The 17,776-nt window shown below is 48.2% G+C and carries 18 protein-coding genes, 1 tRNA gene and 2 pseudogenes; 16 read left to right on the top strand and 5 right to left on the bottom strand.

Annotated features, from left to right (window positions below):
• Window positions 1-57: 57 nt before the first annotated feature.
• Both TW89_RS00635 and TW89_RS00630 read right to left on the bottom strand, forming a co-directional pair.
• Window positions 58-387, bottom strand: coding sequence for a rhodanese-like domain-containing protein (locus tag TW89_RS00635; RefSeq protein ID WP_283114142.1), 330 nt, complete (start codon window positions 385-387; stop codon window positions 58-60).
• 52 nt (window positions 388-439) lie between these two features.
• Window positions 440-1,096, bottom strand: a complete 657-nt coding sequence (locus TW89_RS00630; protein WP_036492097.1) for a protein-L-isoaspartate O-methyltransferase family protein — start codon at window positions 1,094-1,096, stop codon at window positions 440-442.
• Between the two features lie 183 nt (window positions 1,097-1,279).
• Here TW89_RS00630 and tpiA point away from each other — a divergent pair, with 183 nt between their 5' ends.
• From tpiA to TW89_RS00605, 5 genes are all read left to right on the top strand, one after another.
• Window positions 1,280-2,053 carry a triose-phosphate isomerase gene (gene tpiA, locus TW89_RS00625; RefSeq protein WP_004519014.1) on the top strand — a complete coding sequence of 258 codons (774 nt, stop codon included), beginning with the start codon at window positions 1,280-1,282 and terminating at the stop codon, window positions 2,051-2,053.
• A gap of 7 nt (window positions 2,054-2,060) precedes the next feature.
• Window positions 2,061-2,420, top strand: coding sequence for a preprotein translocase subunit SecG (secG, locus tag TW89_RS00620; RefSeq protein ID WP_128580209.1), 360 nt, complete (start codon window positions 2,061-2,063; stop codon window positions 2,418-2,420).
• Window positions 2,421-2,435: 15 nt separating this feature from the next.
• Window positions 2,436-2,521, top strand: a tRNA-Leu gene (locus TW89_RS00615).
• A gap of 90 nt (window positions 2,522-2,611) precedes the next feature.
• Window positions 2,612-3,169 carry a UbiX family flavin prenyltransferase gene (locus tag TW89_RS00610; RefSeq protein ID WP_004464450.1) on the top strand — a complete coding sequence of 186 codons (558 nt, stop codon included), beginning with the start codon at window positions 2,612-2,614 and terminating at the stop codon, window positions 3,167-3,169.
• Between the two features lie 54 nt (window positions 3,170-3,223).
• Entirely contained in the window at window positions 3,224-3,658 is a 435-nt protein-coding gene (locus tag TW89_RS00605) for a pyridoxamine 5'-phosphate oxidase family protein (RefSeq protein WP_070826678.1), read from the top strand.
• A gap of 52 nt (window positions 3,659-3,710) precedes the next feature.
• Here TW89_RS00605 and ppk2 read toward each other — a convergent pair whose 3' ends face one another.
• The gene (gene ppk2 / locus TW89_RS00600; RefSeq protein ID WP_036492084.1) at window positions 3,711-4,640 is read right to left on the bottom strand and encodes a polyphosphate kinase 2; all 930 of its coding nucleotides are present in this window, start codon (window positions 4,638-4,640) and stop codon (window positions 3,711-3,713) included.
• Between the two features lie 166 nt (window positions 4,641-4,806).
• Here ppk2 and TW89_RS00595 point away from each other — a divergent pair, with 166 nt between their 5' ends.
• The 11 genes and pseudogenes from TW89_RS00595 to TW89_RS00545 all read left to right on the top strand — a co-directional run bounded on the left by TW89_RS00595 (window position 4,807) and on the right by TW89_RS00545 (window position 14,748).
• The gene (locus TW89_RS00595; protein WP_128580208.1) at window positions 4,807-6,591 is read left to right on the top strand and encodes a bifunctional chorismate-binding protein/class IV aminotransferase; all 1,785 of its coding nucleotides are present in this window, start codon (window positions 4,807-4,809) and stop codon (window positions 6,589-6,591) included.
• Between the two features lie 101 nt (window positions 6,592-6,692).
• Complete coding sequence (locus tag TW89_RS00590; protein WP_128580207.1) at window positions 6,693-7,553, top strand: ParB/RepB/Spo0J family partition protein; 861 nt, start codon at window positions 6,693-6,695, stop codon at window positions 7,551-7,553.
• Window positions 7,554-7,828: 275 nt separating this feature from the next.
• Window positions 7,829-8,182: an ATP synthase subunit I gene (locus TW89_RS00585; protein WP_128580206.1), complete on the top strand. Its 354-nt coding sequence runs from the start codon at window positions 7,829-7,831 to the stop codon at window positions 8,180-8,182.
• Window positions 8,172-9,038 carry a F0F1 ATP synthase subunit A gene (gene atpB / locus TW89_RS00580; RefSeq protein ID WP_003748099.1) on the top strand — a complete coding sequence of 289 codons (867 nt, stop codon included), beginning with the start codon at window positions 8,172-8,174 and terminating at the stop codon, window positions 9,036-9,038. Before TW89_RS00585 ends, atpB begins: the two co-directional genes overlap by 11 nt.
• Before the next feature lie 63 nt (window positions 9,039-9,101).
• Complete coding sequence (atpE, locus tag TW89_RS00575) at window positions 9,102-9,338, top strand: F0F1 ATP synthase subunit C (protein ID WP_003748101.1); 237 nt, start codon at window positions 9,102-9,104, stop codon at window positions 9,336-9,338.
• Between the two features lie 73 nt (window positions 9,339-9,411).
• The gene (locus TW89_RS00570; protein WP_128580205.1) at window positions 9,412-9,882 is read left to right on the top strand and encodes a F0F1 ATP synthase subunit B; all 471 of its coding nucleotides are present in this window, start codon (window positions 9,412-9,414) and stop codon (window positions 9,880-9,882) included.
• A gap of 4 nt (window positions 9,883-9,886) precedes the next feature.
• Window positions 9,887-10,419 (top strand): annotated as a pseudogene (locus TW89_RS00565) (F0F1 ATP synthase subunit delta).
• A gap of 10 nt (window positions 10,420-10,429) precedes the next feature.
• Window positions 10,430-11,976, top strand: a pseudogene (gene atpA, locus TW89_RS00560) (F0F1 ATP synthase subunit alpha).
• Between the two features lie 24 nt (window positions 11,977-12,000).
• Window positions 12,001-12,876, top strand: coding sequence for a F0F1 ATP synthase subunit gamma (atpG, locus tag TW89_RS00555; RefSeq protein ID WP_004519003.1), 876 nt, complete (start codon window positions 12,001-12,003; stop codon window positions 12,874-12,876).
• Between the two features lie 38 nt (window positions 12,877-12,914).
• A complete protein-coding gene (atpD, locus tag TW89_RS00550) occupies window positions 12,915-14,312 on the top strand; it encodes a F0F1 ATP synthase subunit beta (RefSeq protein WP_003683789.1) in 1,398 nt (465 codons plus the stop codon).
• Window positions 14,313-14,322: 10 nt separating this feature from the next.
• Window positions 14,323-14,748, top strand: a complete 426-nt coding sequence (locus TW89_RS00545) for a F0F1 ATP synthase subunit epsilon (RefSeq protein ID WP_049331696.1) — start codon at window positions 14,323-14,325, stop codon at window positions 14,746-14,748.
• A 370-nt stretch (window positions 14,749-15,118) separates the two neighbouring features.
• Here TW89_RS00545 and TW89_RS00540 read toward each other — a convergent pair whose 3' ends face one another.
• Window positions 15,119-16,831, bottom strand: a complete 1,713-nt coding sequence (locus tag TW89_RS00540; RefSeq protein WP_128580204.1) for a flotillin family protein — start codon at window positions 16,829-16,831, stop codon at window positions 15,119-15,121.
• 212 nt (window positions 16,832-17,043) lie between these two features.
• Window positions 17,044-17,709, bottom strand: a complete 666-nt coding sequence (locus TW89_RS00535) for a YqiJ family protein (RefSeq protein WP_128580203.1) — start codon at window positions 17,707-17,709, stop codon at window positions 17,044-17,046.
• Between the last annotated feature and the right edge of the window lie 67 nt (window positions 17,710-17,776).

The raw sequence follows: 17,776 nt of genomic DNA, 5'->3' as shown, positions 1-17,776 counted from the left end.
GGAAACGGTCGATGTGTTTGGCGATCATGGCTTGGGCGGTTTGTTGAAAGAAGGTGGTCATGGAAAATCCCCTAAATGTCTTGGTGGGAATTTAGGGGATTTTGGGGAATTTTGCAAAGGTCTCAGGTTTTCAAATCCGGCGTCTTCTAAATACATTGCCGTGTGCAGGCTGCGGATGCCGTGGTGGCAGTAAATGACGATGGGCAAATCGTCGTCAGGCAGCTCGTTTTGGCGCAGGGGGATGAGGTTCATCGGGATATGAATGGCGGCGGGTAGGGTGCAGATGGCGCGTTCTTCATCGGTGCGGACGTCGAGCAGATGAAATGCGCGGCCTTCGTCCTGCCATTGTTTCAATTCAGTGGGCGAGAGTTGGATGATGTCGGTCATAGGGTCGGGTATAAAAGTATGAGGCCGTCTGAACTTTCAGACGGCCTGTTGTTTAAAAATCGAAATCGCCGAACGGATTGGCCGATTTGTCTTCCAAGTGTGCCACGACAGTGTCGAACAATACTTTTTCGGAAAACTCATTGCCGTTGCGCGTCAGCAAAAGCGCGTGTTGTACCGGTTTACGGCCAACAATGATGACCATGCGACCACCGTCTTTCAATTGCTCTTTTAAGATTTCAGGTACGCTGTCTACTGCGCCGCCCACATAAATCGCATCAAAAGGCGCGCCTTGCGATGCTTCGGTCAGGCCGTTGTTTTGCACATAATCGACGTTGGCAAAGCCCAATTCGTCCAAAACTTTTTTGGCGCGTTGCTGCTGCTCGGCATCGATGTCATCGGTTACGACTTTGCCGGCCAGTTTGGACAGCAGGGCAGTTGCATAGCCTGAGCCTGTACCGATTTCTAAGACGGTTTCGTCTTTTTTCAGTTTCAAACCTTGAGCCAGGCGGGCAACGACTTTGGGTTCCAACATCTTATGGCCGTTGGCCAGCGGCAGCTCCATATCCGCATAGGCCAAACCTTGAAAAGCCTCGCCGACAAAATGTTCGCGCCCGATCTCCTCCAAAGCATCCAAAATGTCGAAGTCTAAGACATCCCACGGACGAATCTGCTGTTCAACCATATTGAAACGCGCTTTTTCAAAGTCCATATTTGTGCTCCGTTCAATTCTTAATTTTATCGAAGCATACATTATAAATCCTTGTCGGAGAGTGTGCCATCTTTCAGACGGCCCCGGAGGCCCGTTAATAATTGCCAAGCGCACATATATCCACTAAACTTTCACATTACACGACGCTACAGCAAGCAACAACCAACACACGGAGCAATAAAGATGTATCACCAAATCGGAATGTGGGACCAAAAATGGGTTATCGGCAACTGGAAAATGAACGGCCGACTCCAAAACAACAATGCGCTTATGCACCGCTTCCGTGTCATGCCAACCGCAGAACGCGTGTTAATCGGCTTGGCCGCTCCGACCGTTTATCTGTTGCAACTGCACAACGCCATGCAGATTGTTTTGAACAACCGCATCTTGACCTGTGCGCAAGACGTGAGCCGTTTCCCAAATAATGGCGCGTACACCGGCGAAGTGTCCGCCGAAATGCTTGCCGACATCGGTACAGACATCGTCCTCATCGGCCACTCCGAGCGCAGCCTTTATTTCGGCGAGAAAAACGAAATCCAACGCCGCAAAATGGAAAACGTCCTCAACGTCGGCCTGATTCCATTGTTGTGCGTCGGTGAAAGCTTGGAAGAACGCGAAGCCGGTAAAGAACATGAAGTCATTGCCCACCAGCTTTCTATCCTGCAAGGGTTGAACACCAAAAACATCGCCGTTGCCTACGAGCCTGTTTGGGCGATCGGCACAGGCAAAGTCGCCACCGTCGAACAAATCGCCGACATGCACGCATTTATCTACAAAGAAATCTTGTCTTTGTGCGGAAGCGATGTTAAAATCCGCGTTCTTTACGGCGGAAGTGTGAAAGCAGATAACGCAGCCGACATCTTCGCAGTACCTCATGTAGACGGCGCATTGGTTGGTGGCGCGTCATTATCATATGACTCCTTTACCGCCATCATCAACGCAGCACAAGCCTCGTAGAAAACATATGGAAGCCTTTAAAACCCTTATCTGGATTATTAATATTATTTCCGCTCTATTTGTAATCGTGTTAGTATTGCTGCAACACGGTAAAGGTGCGGATGCCGGCGCAACATTCGGTTCCGGCAGCGGTAGCGCGCAAGGCGTATTCGGTTCTGCCGGTAATGCCAACTTCCTCAGCCGCTCGACTGCCGTTGCCGCAACATTTTTCTTTGCGACCTGCATGGCGATGGTGTATATTCACACCCACTCCAGTAAGCACGGTTTAGACTTCAGCGATGTGAAGCAGACCCAGCAAGCTCCTAAGCCTGCAACTCCTGCACGAAACAATACAACTCCTGTTGCTCCGAATCCTCAGCAGCAGTAAGACAATTTGATTTATGCCGACATGGTGGAATTGGTAGACACGCTATCTTGAGGGGGTAGTGGCCGTAGGCTGTGCGAGTTCAAATCTCGCTGTCGGCACCACATTAGAAAATCTAACCGCTTTTTAGCGGTTATTTTTTCGTCTTGAGAATCTGCCTTTCCTTTATTTTTAGGCCGAGACAGGGAAATATAATGAAGCGTTTGGTTGTCGGCATCAGCGGTGCCAGCGGTTTTCAGTATGGCGTGAAGGCTTTGCAGCTTTTGCGTGAGCATCAGGTAGAAACGCATTTGGTGGTTTCGCAAGGGGCGGAGATGACCCGCGCTTTGGAAACGGATTACACCAAAGAAGACGTTTATGCTTTGGCGGATGTCGTGCATTCCGTCCGTAATGTCGGGGCAAGTATTGCCAGCGGTTCGTTTTTGACGGATGGAATGTTGATTGCGCCGTGTTCAATGAAGACCTTGGCTTCGGTTGCTCATGGATTTGCCGATAATTTGCTCAGCCGTGCGGCGGATGTAACGTTGAAAGAGCGGCGCAAGCTGGTGTTGATGGTGCGTGAAGCGCCGTTAAACTTGGCGCACATTGAAAATATGCGCCGTGTGACAGAGATGGGCGGTATCGTATTTCCTCCCGTTCCGGCTTTATATCAGAAGCCTGAATCCATCGAAGATATGATTACACACAGCGTCTCTCACGCTTTGGACTTGTTCGGTATTATTCAAAACGATGTGCCGCGCTGGCAGGGCTGATGTTTCAGACGGCCTGAAAATAAATTTAATACACTGAGAAAGAGGATAAAAATCATGCAAGCGATTCCTACCAATATCGTTAAATTTTTGAGCAATCATCATGTCGTCAGTATTGCCGCTGCGGCAGACGGCGAAGTTTGGGCGGCTTGTTGTTTTTATGTGTTTGATGAAGCCAATGCCCGTCTAATTGTGTTGACTTCTTTGAAAACAAAGCATGGCGGACTGATGAGCCGTTCTGCCAAAGTAGCCGGCACCATTGCCGGACAGCCTGACAGTATCACGAAAATCAGCGGTGTTCAGTTTGCGGCGACTGCCGCTTTGATTGAAGATGAAGCGGATTTGAAAGCGGCGCAGTCTTTATTTTACAAAGCGCATCCTGCTGCTCGAGTGATGAAAAGTGATGTCTGGGTGTTGAATTTGGATAATGTAAAATTCACTGACAATAAATTGGTATTCGCACAAAAAACGTATTGGAATCGTGAGGATTAAGAAAAGGCCGTCTGAAAGATGAAATTTCAGACGGCCTTTGATGCTTTAAGAATTAATCGTGTCCGATGTCTACGGTTTTTTCTTTGTAACGTGTGTCGGGAATCAAAACAATTTTATCGTCCACTTTGCCGATGGCTTTCACGTCTTTGCCCGGATAGTCCAGTTGATGCAGGAAGTAGCGGATACAGTTCAAACGTGCACGTTTTTTGTCGTCGGAACGGATGATGACCCAAGGCGCGTCGCCGGTGTGGGTGTGGAAGAACATAGCGTTTTTGGCTTCGGTGTAGTCGTCCCAGCGGTCGAGTGACTGGATATCCACAGGGGACAGTTTCCAGTGTTTCAGTGGGTCGTCACGACGGGAGATGAAGCGACGGAGTTGTTCTTCGCGGGATACGGAGAACCAGAATTTGAACAGATGGATGCCGCTGGCAACAAGCATACGTTCCAATTCAGGGGTTTGACGCATAAAGAGCAGGTATTCGTTGGGTTCGCAGAAGCCCATTACGCGTTCTACGCCTGCACGGTTGTACCATGAGCGGTCGAAGAATACCATTTCGCCTGCGGTCGGCAGGTTTTGGATGTAGCGTTGGAAATACCATTGGCCGCGTTCGGTAGTAGTCGGTTTTTCCAGTGCGACAACGCGTGCGCCGCGCGGATTCAAATGTTCCATAAAGCGTTTGATGGTACCGCCTTTACCGGCTGCGTCGCGGCCTTCAAACAGGCTGACAATACGCTGACCGGAATCTTTAACCCAGCTTTGTACTTTCAACAATTCGATTTGCAACTTCTGTTTTTCTTTTTCGTAAACAGAGCGGCGCATACGTTGTTTGTACGGGTAGTTGGCAGGAAGCGGTGCGCTGCTGGAATCTTCGTCAGTGCCGCGTCCTTCGTGTTCCAAAACAGCCTTTTCGAATACTTGCAGCTGGTCTTGTTTCTCGCCCAGTTCAACATTCTCGAACGGTTCTAATTGGTGGTCTGCCATAAAGTCTCCTTATCGATTAAGTTTTAAATGATATGGTGTGGTATGACTTGATTTTACCTCTTTATGCTGTGTTAGCCTACATAAAATTACACATAAGCAATTTTTCCGGTTTATTTGATAATTTTTGTAAAAACAGCGTATAATCAGCCTATTTGTATCATACATCATGCCTTATTTCGCCCTGTTCGACGATGCGTTAAGCGGTCGTGCAAAACTCTATCAAAATCATGTGGAAAGCTGCCTTTTTCATCATAACGAACTGGCGTCGTTGAATGATGTTTTGCAGGCAGGCTGGAAAAAAGGCCTGTATGCAGTGTTGTTTGCAGACTACGAATTCGGATTGCCACTGATGGATATTTCATCCGCGTGCAGTGGCAATTTGCGTTTGCACTGGTTTGCTACTTGTGCAGAAATCGATGCCGAAAGCTGGCTGGCCAATCATTCAGACGGCCTTGAGGCAGGCATCTCCACTCCCCGATTCTCTGTATCTGAAGCCGATTATCTCGAGCATATCCACCAAATCCACGAAGCCATCCGCCGCGGCGATACCTATCAAATCAATTACACCGCGCGTCTACACCTGCAAACTTACGGCAATCCGATCCAGCTTTACCGCCGTTTGCGTCAGCCTGTGCCGTATGCCGTTTTGTCTTGTCTGCCTGACGGGGCAGGGCAGGAAGCGTGGACTTTGTGTTTCTCTCCCGAACTTTTCCTCAAAATCGATTCAGACGGCCTGATCACAACCGAGCCGATGAAAGGCACTGCGCCGATTCTTCATGACGGACAAGATGAGCGCCGCGCCGTTGAATTGCAAAACGATCCGAAAAACCGTGCCGAAAATGTGATGATTGTCGATTTGTTGCGCAATGACCTCGGTAAAATTGCACAAACGGGCAAAGTACGCGTGCCTGAACCGTTTAAAGTTTCCCGTTTCGGCAGTGTTTGGCAGATGACCAGTGCTATCGAGGCACAGGCACTGCCTGATGTTTCGGTTGCCGATATTCTTCATGCAACCTTCCCGTGCGGCAGTATTACCGGCGCACCCAAACGAATGAGTATGCAGATTATTGAGTCTCTTGAATCCGAACTGCGCGGTTTGTACACAGGCAGCATCGGCTTTTTGCATCCGTGCAATACGGGTTTGGGGTTTGAAGGTGTGTTCAATGTCGTGATCCGCACCTTATCCCTGAAGCTGATTTCAGACGGCCTTTATCAAGGGGTTTATGGTGTGGGTTCGGGGATTGTAATTGATAGCGATCCTGAAGCCGAATATCGCGAGTGCGGTTGGAAGGCGCGTTTCCTCAATGACTTGAGGCCTGATTTCGGTATTTTTGAAACCATGCGCGTGCAAGACAAACAATGCCGTTTGCTCGATTTGCATTTAGACCGTCTAAAAATTTCGGCACAAGCGCTCAACCTGCCTTGGCCTGAAAATGCGGCAGAGCAAATCCAATACTATATAGATGCGTTGCCAAGTGGATTATTTAGAGTCAAAGCCGCTTTGTTTTCAGACGGCCTTGCATTGAGCCATGCGGCTGTTTCTGAATTGGATAGGCAACAATACGTCATCCTGAGTGTGCACACATTAAGCCAACGCGATTATCTGCGCCGCTTCAAAACCACGCGCCGTGAAATTTTTGACCAAGCATGGAAAACGGCAGAAGGGCAGGGCGCATTTGACAGCCTGTTTTTTAATTCAGACGGCCTTTTGTTAGAGGGTGGAAGAAGCAATGTGTTCGTCAAATATCAAGGACAATGGCTCACGCCGTCTTTGGATTTGGATATTTTGAACGGAGTGATGCGCCAAGCGGTATTGAAGCAGCCGCAGCTATATTTAGGTGCGGATACAATCAAGGAAACCCACATCACGCGCGTGATGTTGGAAAATGCGGAAGAAATCCGCTTGAGTAACGCTTTAAGGGGCATGTTTGCGGTTTCGCTCCGTAAATAAATGGCAATAGTCAAATCATCGTGATTCAAATTGTCGTAAAGCGGCAATATCCGATAGAATACGTCATTTCAACATTGAGGCCGTCTGAAAGGGAAAACAATATGGCAAAAGCAAAAGGTGGATTGGGACGCGGTTTGGATTCGCTGATTTCCAATGCAGTGGACAGCAGCAGTAGCGACCGCCTGACAACGGTTGCCATCGCCGATATTCAGCCCGGCCGTTATCAGGCGCGCGTGCAAATGGATGACGAAGCCTTGCAGGAACTGGCTGACTCCATTAAAGCGCAAGGCATTATCCAGCCGGTTATCGTACGCGAACGTGGTCTGTCTCAATATGAATTGATTGCCGGCGAACGCCGTTGGCGCGCTTCTCAGTTGGCCGGTTTGACCGAAATTCCCGTCGTCATTAAAACCATCAGCGACGAAACCGCGTTGGCCATGGGTTTGATTGAAAACCTGCAACGTGAAAATCTCAATCCGATTGAAGAAGCACAAGGTTTGAAACGCCTTGCCGACGAATTCGGCCTGACTCATGAAACCATCGCAAAAGCCGTCGGTAAAAGCCGTAGTGCCATCTCCAACAGCCTGCGCCTGTTGAGTTTGCCTGAGCCGGTTCAGGAAATGCTTTATCAACGCCGTCTGGAAATGGGTCATGCCCGTGCGTTGCTGACCTTGCATGTGGTTGACCAATTGGAGTTGGCGCAAAAAGCCGTCAAGAACGGTTGGTCGGTGCGCGAGGTAGAACGCCGCAGCCAGTTGGCGCATCAAAAAGCCAAACCGGAAGCAGCCAAAACCATCAGCCCGGATATCCGCCGTATCAATGATGCCCTGACCGAGCGTTTGGGTGTCAATGCCGAAGTCAAAACCAGCAATCAGAAAAAAGGCAAAATCGTACTGCATTTTGATACGCCGGAAACGTTTGACTACCTGCTGAAACAGTTAGGCATTAATCAAGAGTTTTAACGGTTTTATGAACAGGCCGTCTGAAAAAAGTTTTTCAGACGGCCTGAATTTTTGAAAAAGCGTAGAGCGTATAAATGTTTACAATACAAATCAAAATCTTCTGTAAAATCTATGTAACAACATGTAATTTGTGTTAAACTCCGTTCCAGCAAAGATTTGTTTTATATGTGTTAATCATTTATTTGTGAAAGGTTCACAAAGATTAACATATTGCTTGACGTTAACAAACTTCTTGATTATATTAGCCTGCCTTGCTTTTTGGGGTACAAAGTACAATGAATCAGATAGTCCCATTGCAAGTGATTGTATTATTAATAATTTCAGTTGTTTGTGCGTTATTTTCCGGATTGCCCGGCTTCCTCTCTGCTTTGGCGGGAGGATTTTCGTACATTTTGCCTACCCTAGTTGCAGTTTTACTTTTAAAGTTTTCCCGACGAAATCCCGATCTGCAAAGTTCGATGTTTATCGGCGGAGAGGTTTTAAAAGTAGTGCTGTCGCTGGTATCTATGTTGGTCGTTTTTGCGATATGGCATCGATCACTGGTATTTTACCCATTTTTATTGGCGTTTCTTGGCGTCAGTCATTTGGTTTTTTTATTATTGTTGAGAGTAAAACACTATGGCAGGTGAAACTATGACCGCTGCCGACTACATCAAGCACCACTTGCAAAGCTTGACCAGTATGTCGGATGTTACTCAGGGTCAAGGACTGAAAAACATTGCTGATTTTTCGTTCATTAACCTTGATGCAATCTTTTTTGCCGTTCTGTTGGGCGTAATCGGCAGCTTCCTTTTGTGGCGCGGTGCCAAAAAAGCGACGGCCGGTGTTCCCGGTCGTTTCCAAGCGGCTGTTGAAATTCTGTTCGAATTCGTGGATGACATGTGTAAGAGCATTATCCATAACGAACAATCGCGTAAAGCCGTTGCCCCATTGGGTCTGACCTTGTTTGTCTGGATTCTCTTGATGAACGCCATGGATATGCTGCCGGTTGATTTGCTGCCGATGGCATGGCAAGGCATTACCGGTAATCATCATGCCCTGTTGCGCGTCGTGCCGACAGCTGACTTGAATACGACTTTGGCTCTGGCGATTGGCGTATTGCTGATCTGTATTTACTACAATGTTAAAATCAAAGGCCTTGGCGGTTGGATTCACGAGTTGTTCTGCGCACCTTTCGGTCCGTGGCTTGCTCCAGCCAACTTCCTGCTGAACTTGGTAGAGTTTTTGTCCAAAACCGTATCCCACGGTATGCGGTTGTTTGGTAATATGTATGCCGGCGAGCTGGTGTTCCTGTTGATCGCTCTGTTGGGCGGTGCATGGGCGTCAACCGGCAGTGTCGAAACTTTGGATCCGATTTTATTTGTGTTCCACCTGATTGCCGGTTTGGCTTGGGCGATTTTCCACATTTTGGTCATCACCTTGCAGGCATTTATTTTCATGGCGTTGGCGTTCGTATATATCGGACAGGCGCATGATGCACACTAATCAAGTAGTTTTTTCGTAGTTTGTTTTTGTAGTTTAACCTTTACTATTTTAAGGAGTTTAAAAATGGGTTTGATTGCTATCGCATGTGGTTTGATCGTTGCCTTGGGCGCATTGGGTGCCTCTATCGGTATCGCAATGGTTGGTTCTAAATACTTGGAATCTTCTGCTCGCCAACCTGAGCTGATCGGTCCTCTGCAAACCAAACTGTTCTTGATCGCTGGTCTGATCGACGCGGCTTTCTTGATCGGTGTGGCTATTGCCCTGTTGTTCGCCTTCGTTAACCCGTTTGGTGGTGCGTAATCAAGACGGAGCGATCCGTTCAGATACAGGCTTGCCGTCTGTTTGATTAACCCAGATACGAAGGTTAAGTAACGTGAATATTAATGCAACCTTATTTGCGCAAATCCTAGTTTTCTTTGGCTTGGTTTGGTTTACGATGAAATTCGTATGGCCTCCGATTTCCAAAGCATTGGATGAGCGTGCCGCAAAAATCGCCGAGGGCTTGGCTGCCGCCGAGCGCGGTAAGAGCGATTTTGAGCAGGCAGAGAAAAAAGTTGCAGAACTTATGGCCGAAGGGCGTAATCAGGTAACCGAAATGGTTGCCAACGCCGAAAAACGTGCTGCAAAAATTGTAGAAGAAGCCAAAGAGCAAGCTTCTCATGAAGCAGCACGCATTGCAGCCCAAGCAAAAGCTGATGTAGAGCAAGAAGTTAACCGTGCACGCGAAGTATTGCGCGAACAGGTCGCTTCATTGGCTGTTAAAGGTGCGGAATCTATCCTGCGTAAAGAAGTCGATGCTTCCAAACATGCAGATCTGCTCAGTGCCTTAAAACAGGAGCTGTAATCTTATGGCAGAGTTCGCAACGATTGCCAGACCTTATGCGAAAGCATTGTTTAGTCTGGCTCAGGAAAAAACCAAATCGAGTCTTGGTTGGGCGAACTGAAAGAACTCGCAGCGGTTGTTCAGGATGAGAAAGTCATTGCTTTCATCGAGCAGCCGGAAACGGGAGCTTCCGAAAAGGCAGAAACGCTCAAAGGTCTTGTCGGTATCAAAAATGTCGAATTGGCAAATTTTATTACCGTTTTGGCCGAGCAAAAGCGTTTGCTGGTATTGCCGGAAATTTATGCCCAATATCAAGATTTGACCTTGATACACAACAATACGAAATCGGCAGTAATTTACAGCGCGTATGAGCTCAGTTCTCAGCAGCTGGCCGATGTTACCAATATCCTGACAAAACGCTTCAACAGCAAATTGGATGTGGTAACTAAAGTTGCCCCTGAATTAATCGGTGGCATCAAAGTAGAAGTGGGTGATCAGGTCTTGGATTTGTCCGTACAAGGCAAACTGAATGCTTTGTATGCGACTATGACAAATTAGGAGAGTTTTCATGCAGCTTAATCCTGCTGAAATTAGCGATTTGATTAAAGCCAAAATCGAAAATCTGTCCGTCAATGCAGAAGTGCGTACCCGTGGTACCGTTGTTTCTGTTACAGACGGCATTGTGCGCATTCATGGCTTGTCAGACGCGATGCAAGGTGAGATGCTCGAATTCCCCGGTAACACTTTCGGTCTGGCCATGAACTTGGAGCGTGACTCCGTCGGTGCCGTAGTGTTGGGTGAGTACGAACACATTAAAGAAGGCGATACAGTTACCTGTACCGGTCGTATTTTGGAAGTGCCGATCGGTCGCGAACTGGTTGGCCGCGTGGTTGATGCATTGGGTCGTCCTATCGATGGTAAAGGTCCAATCAACACAACATTGACTGCTCCAATCGAGAAAATTGCACCGGGTGTGATTGCGCGTAAATCGGTTGACCAACCAATGCAAACCGGCCTGAAAGCCATTGACTCTATGGTTCCGGTTGGTCGTGGCCAACGTGAGTTGATCATTGGTGACCGTCAAACCGGTAAAACTGCCGTAGCACTGGATGCCATCGTTAACCAAAAAGGTACAGGCGTTATCTGTATCTATGTGGCTATCGGTCAAAAAGCATCTTCTATTGCCAACGTAGTACGCAAATTGGAAGAGCATGGTGCGATGGAGCATACCATCGTGGTTGCTGCAACTGCTTCTGAAGCCGCTGCACTGCAATACATTGCTCCTTACTCCGGTTGTACCATGGGTGAATTCTTCCGTGACCGTGGTGAAGATGCGTTGATCGTATACGATGACTTGTCTAAACAAGCCGTTGCATACCGTCAAATTTCTCTGCTGTTACGCCGTCCTCCTGGCCGTGAAGCATATCCTGGCGACGTATTCTATCTGCACTCCCGTCTGTTGGAACGTGCAGCCCGTGTCAGCGAAAACGAAGTTGAAAAACTGACCAATGGCGAAGTAAAAGGCAAAACCGGTTCTCTGACTGCGTTGCCAATTATTGAAACCCAAGCCGGTGACGTATCAGCATTCGTACCAACCAACGTAATCTCGATTACAGACGGCCAAATCTTCTTGGAGACCGACTTGTTCAACGCCGGTATCCGTCCTGCAATCAATGCCGGTATTTCCGTATCGCGCGTAGGTGGTGCAGCACAAACCAAAGTCATCAAAAAACTGGGTGGCGGTATCCGTTTGGCGTTGGCACAGTACCGTGAATTGGCGGCGTTCTCGCAATTTGCTTCCGATTTGGACGAAGCAACACGTAAACAGCTGCAACACGGTGAAGTGGTTACTGAATTGATGAAACAAAACAATTCAGCACATTGAATACTGCCGAAATGGCATTGACTTTGTGGGCGATCAACAACGGTTCTTACGCAGATGTTCCGGTATCCAAAGCCTTGGCTTTCGAAGCAGAATTCTTGAGTTTCGTACGTACGCAACATCCTGAGGTTCTGGAAGCGATTAATGCATCAGGCGCAATGTCTGACGAAAGCGAAAAAGCATTGACCGAAGCCATGAAATCTTTCAAATCTTCTTACGCTTACCAAGCATAAGTATTGAGATGAAAGGAGTCTGAAATGGCAGTCGGAAAAGAGATTCTCACCAAAATCCGTAGTGTTCAAAATACCCAAAAGATCACTAAAGCGATGCAAATGGTGTCGACCTCTAAAATGCGGAAGACTCAAGACCGGATGCGCTTAGCGCGTCCGTACGCCGAAAAAGTGCGTACAGTAATGAGCCATCTTGCACAGACTAATGCCGATCATGGTATCAAATTGTTGGAGCCGCACCGCGAAGTGCGTCGTGCCGGTTTCATTTTGATTACCTCGGACAAAGGTTTGTGCGGTGGCTTGAACGCAAACGTACTGAAAAAGTTTTTGGCGCAAGTTCAAGAGTATCAGGAACAAGGTATCGAAGTCGAAGTCGTGTGCCTGGGTAGTAAAGGTTTGGCTGCATGCCAAAGCATCGGTTTGAATGTTATTGCCAGCGCAACCAATTTGGGTGATACCCCAAAAATGGAATTGCTGCTCGGCCCTCTGACCGAAATCTTCCAACGTTATGAGAAGCATGAATTAGACCGTATCCATATGGTTTACTCACGTTTCGTCAATACAATGCGCCAAGAGCCGCGTATGGAAGTTTTGCTGCCTATCGGTGAAAACGTTATTGACGACGGAACAGGTCATTCTTCATTTACTTGGGAATACCTCTACGAGCCGAGTCCTATCGCCGTATTGGAATATTTGGTTCGCCGCTATTTAGAGTCTGTGGTTTATCAGGCATTGAGCGACAACATGGCATCTGAACAAGCCGCGCGTATGGTAGCGATGAAAGCCGCAACCGACAACGCAGGCAATGCCATCAAAGAATTGCGCTTGGTGTACAACAAATCGCGTCAAGCCGCGATTACCACAGAATTGTCAGAAATTGTAGCAGGTGCAGCGGCAGTTTAATGCCGTCTGAAGCCTGAACAGGAAATTAGGATACGATAATGAGCCAAGGCAAAATCGTACAAGTTATTGGTGCGGTGGTTGACGTGGAATTTCCACGCGACGCTATCCCGCATGTTTACGATGCCCTGAAATTGGACGAGAACGGTCTGACTCTGGAAGTTCAACAGCTTCTGGGTGACGGCGTTGTCCGTACTATTGCAATGGGTAGTTCAGACGGCCTGAAACGCGGTATGTCTGTAAGCAATACTGGTGCGCCAATCACTGTGCCGGTAGGTAAAGGTACATTGGGTCGTATTGTCGACGTATTGGGTACACCTGTTGATGAAGCAGGTCCTATCGATACCGACAAGAGCCGTGCCATTCACCAAACTGCTCCAAAATTCGACGAGTTGTCTTCAACTACCGAATTGCTGGAAACCGGTATTAAAGTGATCGACTTGCTGTGTCCGTTTGCTAAGGGCGGTAAAGTAGGTCTGTTCGGTGGTGCCGGTGTGGGCAAAACCGTGAACATGATGGAATTAATCAACAACATCGCCAAAGCGCACAGCGGTCTGTCCGTGTTCGCAGGTGTGGGTGAACGTACCCGTGAAGGTAACGACTTCTACCACGAGATGAAAGATTCCAACGTATTGGATAAAGTAGCCATGGTGTATGGTCAAATGAACGAACCTCCAGGCAACCGTCTGCGCGTTGCTTTGACCGGTTTGACCATGGCCGAATACTTCCGTGACGAAAAAGACGAAAACGGTAAAGGTCGCGACGTATTGTTTTTCGTTGACAACATCTACCGTTACACTCTGGCCGGTACCGAAGTATCTGCACTGTTGGGCCGTATGCCTTCTGCAGTGGGTTACCAACCGACATTGGCTGAAGAAATGGGTCGTTTGCAAGAGCGTATTACCTCTACCCAAACTGGTTCCATTACTTCCATCCAAGCCGTATATGTACCTGCGGATGACTTGACTGACCCGTCTCCAGCGACAACTTTCGCCCACTTGGACGCGACCGTCGTATTGAGCCGTGATATTGCATCTTTGGGTATTTACCCGGCAGTTGACCCGCTTGACTCTACTTCACGCCAATTGGATCCGATGGTATTGGGTCAAGAGCACTACGACGTAGCACGCGGTGTACAGTCTACTCTGCAAAAATACAAAGAATTGCGCGACATTATTGCCATTCTGGGTATGGATGAATTGTCTGACGAAGACAAACTGACTGTGATGCGTGCCCGTAAAATCCAACGCTTCCTGTCTCAACCGTTCCACGTTGCCGAAGTATTTACCGGTTCTCCAGGCAAATACGTTTCATTGCGTGACACCATCGCCGGCTTTAAAGCCATCTTGAACGGCGAATACGACCATCTGCCTGAACAAGCGTTCTATATGGTAGGCGGCATCGAAGAAGCGGCTGAGAAAGCGAAAACCTTAAACTAAGGAGGCCGGCATGAGCACCATGCAAGTTGAAGTGGTTAGTAGCGAGCAAAACATCTATTCGGGCGAGGCCAGCTTTGTGGTGGTTCCGACCGTTCAAGGTGAGCTTGGTATTTATCCACGACACGAGCCGATTATGAGTTTGGTACGTCCCGGCGCATTGCGTTTGACTGTTCCGGGTGAAGCTGAAGAAGTGCTGGTTGCCGTTTCCGGTGGCGTTTTAGAAGTACAGCCTGATAAGATTACCGTATTGGCAGACGTTGCCGTCCGCAGTACAGAAATGGATCAGGCGCGTGCTGAAGCAGCTAAAAAAGCAGCCGAGGCAGGTGTTTCTGCAGCCAAAGATGATAAATCTCTGGCCGAAGCGCACAAAGCATTGGCAGCAGCCATTGCCCAGCTGAAAACTTTGGACTACCTTCGTTCGCAAAAAAACAAGTAATGTGGGTTCATCAAGAAAAAGCACAACAAAATGTTGTGCTTTTTTATTTGCCTGAAGATAAGCGGTTTGATATTAAAATGTCGATAGATGAGTAGATGGCAAGTTTGAAATCGAAACGGTAGAACAGGTTTTTATGATTAAATTATTGGTGGATCATTATTGAAGTAGTTAGCCTTGTGATTCACATTTAAAATAGCCCACCCAATCTTTTTATCCTCAAAAAATAGATTGGATGATTCCTAATTTATTGCAATCGCAATAGAATTGAATTTATCAGTATTGAAAATATTAGCGTTTTTCTGAGCTCTTATATCAAAAAGGCCGTCTGAAAAGTTTCAGACGGCCTTTAAACCATTATGATTGTATCTGTTTATGATTGGTCGATGGTTTTATCAAGTCCTTGGGTCAGGCCGTTGATGTCGCCACCATTCAGTCCCAACTCTTTCAAGAGACCGTCAACCAACGGAGCTTGGCTGCGGTAGCGCAGGGCGCTGTTGACCATTTGGTCTGCAAGGCTGGCTTGTGTGGTTTGGCCGTCTGAAACACCTTCCGCACCGTTTGCACCACCAGCAAAGCCACCCAGACCATTGACTTGCAAGATTTTGATATCTTCGATTTTTTCCATTGGGCGGACGGATTCGCGGATGATGTCAGGCAGGTGTTTTAAGAGGGCAAGGCGGACTTGCATTTCAACCTGTTCAACGCTCAGGACGTTGGCAGCTTCGTTCACAGCGCGTGTACCTTCTGCATCAACCTTGTATTGTTGCTCTTGCGCTTGTGCCAACAGAATTTTGGCATCGGCCTCACCTTTGGCCTGCAGGCGTTGTTTCTCAGCTTCGGCTTCGGCGGCAATACGCACGGCTTCGGCTCGGTCTTGTGCAGCTTGTTTTTCGGCTTCAGCGGCGACGGTGAGCGAAATCGCATCTTTTTGCGCGGCTTCTTCAGCGGCAATCAACTCAACTGCTTTGGCACGCTCGGCGCGTTCGGTTTCGCGTACGGTAATCACGCTTTCTTCTTCACGAACAGCTGCGGCACGGGCTTTGTCGGCTTCGGCTTTGGCTTCGGATTCGGCGCGTGATTTTTCGGCAACGGCGATGGCGCGGTCTTGTTCGGCCAATTCGATGGCTTTGCGGCGTTCAACCTCCGCTTGCTCAACGGCTTGGGCTTTGCGGATGTCTTCGTTTTTAATGTCACGTTCGGCGGCAATGCGTTTCAGATCTACTTCGCGTTCGGCGGCAATTTTAGCTTCTTCCGCTTCACGTTTTTTCTGAGCTTCTTGTTCGGCGATGCTGGCTTCTTGTTCAGCACGGCGTACCGAGATTTCACGCTCTTGCTCGAGTTTGGCGTATTCTTCTTCGCGTGAGATTTTCAGGCGTTGTTGTTCGGCTTCGAGGTTTTTGGTTTTAATTGCCAAGTCGGTGTCTTGTTCGATTTCGTTACGTTTTTTGCGGCGGCCTTCGATGGTTTCGGTCAGTTTGGTCAAACCTTCCGCGTCAAAGGCGTTTTGCGGGTTGAAGAACTCAAAGCTGGTTTGGTCGAGGCCGGTCAGGGAAACGGTTTCGAGTTCGAGACCGTTTTTAAACAAGTCTTCGCTCACGACTTGTTGTACTTTCTGAACGAAATCAACACGTTTTTCATGCAGCTCTTCCATCGCCATTTCGGCGGCAACGGCGCGCAGGGCGTCAACGAATTTACCTTCGACGAGGTCTTTCAACTCATCGGGAGACATGGTTTTCATACCCAGCGTTTGTGCAGCGGTCGCAATGCTCTCGGCGCTGGGTTTAACGCGGACGTAAAATTCCGCCATCACGTCAACGCGCATACGGTCGCGGGTAATCAGCGCTTGTTGGGCAGCGCGGCGCACTTCAAGGCGCAGTGTATTCATGTTGACGGGGATGATTTCGTGCAATACGGGCAGCACCATCGCACCGCCGTTCATAATGACTTTTTCGCCACCAAAACCGGTGCGGACAAATGAAACTTCTTTGCTGGCACGGCGATACAGACGGGTCAGGATAAGGCCGAGTACAAACAGCGCGACGAGTATGACGCCGGCGATAGTGCCGATGGAGACCAAATTCATGGTTTTTCCTTTCTTCTTGTTAATATGCCTTTGGGGGCGGTGGATTCAGAAGGCTTTGAGAGAAAGAGGCCGTCTGAAAGGGTTAAAAATATGGGTTGAAATAATAGGGGGGGTGTTTTTTCTAATTGTTATTTCAAATTTCTAGATGGTAAGGATAGGGAGGTGAAGTATCTATTTTTCCCGTATCGATAAATCAGCGGTTTCAGACGGCCTTAATCAACCAAGCTGCCGCTCGGATTCAAAATCGCTTTAAATGTATTTCCGTCCAACGACACCAGCAATACTGCATCACCTTGTTTTAATACATCTTCAGAGTCAGGCTCTACCATCACATAATGCTGTTGGCCGTAAGCATCTTTCACGCGCACCTGCGCCGCATTGCCTACCCGAGCTTCGCCCAACACCACCGTACCGACGCGGCCGATTAAACTTTCCTGCAAAACGGCAGTGGTTTCATCTTTCGGCATAATTTTGTACAAACCGCTAGCTGTTACCCGCACTAAGGGCAGGGAAAGAAACCAAACGATGACTGCTGCCAGCGTGCCATTCAGATAACTGCCGAATACAGTGGCAAAGGCCGTCTGAAACAGATAACCCGTCAGTCCGTATACGGCAAGAAACACCACCATCAACATCAACACCGGGATACGTCCGACATACAGCCAGCTCAGGAAACGCACGAATATGCCTGCATCCGCCACATCCAATCCGACCTCGGCGTGCGCGGTTTCGGTCAGACTGTCGGGCAACAGGTTGTCCAGCCAGTCGCTGATACCGCCTGCCAGCATGGAAATGACTTCCAACACACCGAGCAAAACCATCAGCGCAATGGCAATGCCGAAGATTTCAGTTTCGGGGGCGTTGATTAAATTCCACATATCGCATTTCCTTATTCTTTTTAATTTTCAGACGGCATATATTTTATTTTAAAGTTAAGCCGATTGG

The sequence above is a fragment of the Neisseria flavescens genome, assembly GCF_001618065.1.
GTDB lineage: Bacteria > Pseudomonadota > Gammaproteobacteria > Burkholderiales > Neisseriaceae > Neisseria > Neisseria flavescens_A.
Note: the sequence above shows the minus strand (reverse complement) of the source record. Positions and strands in the feature narration are given on the sequence as shown.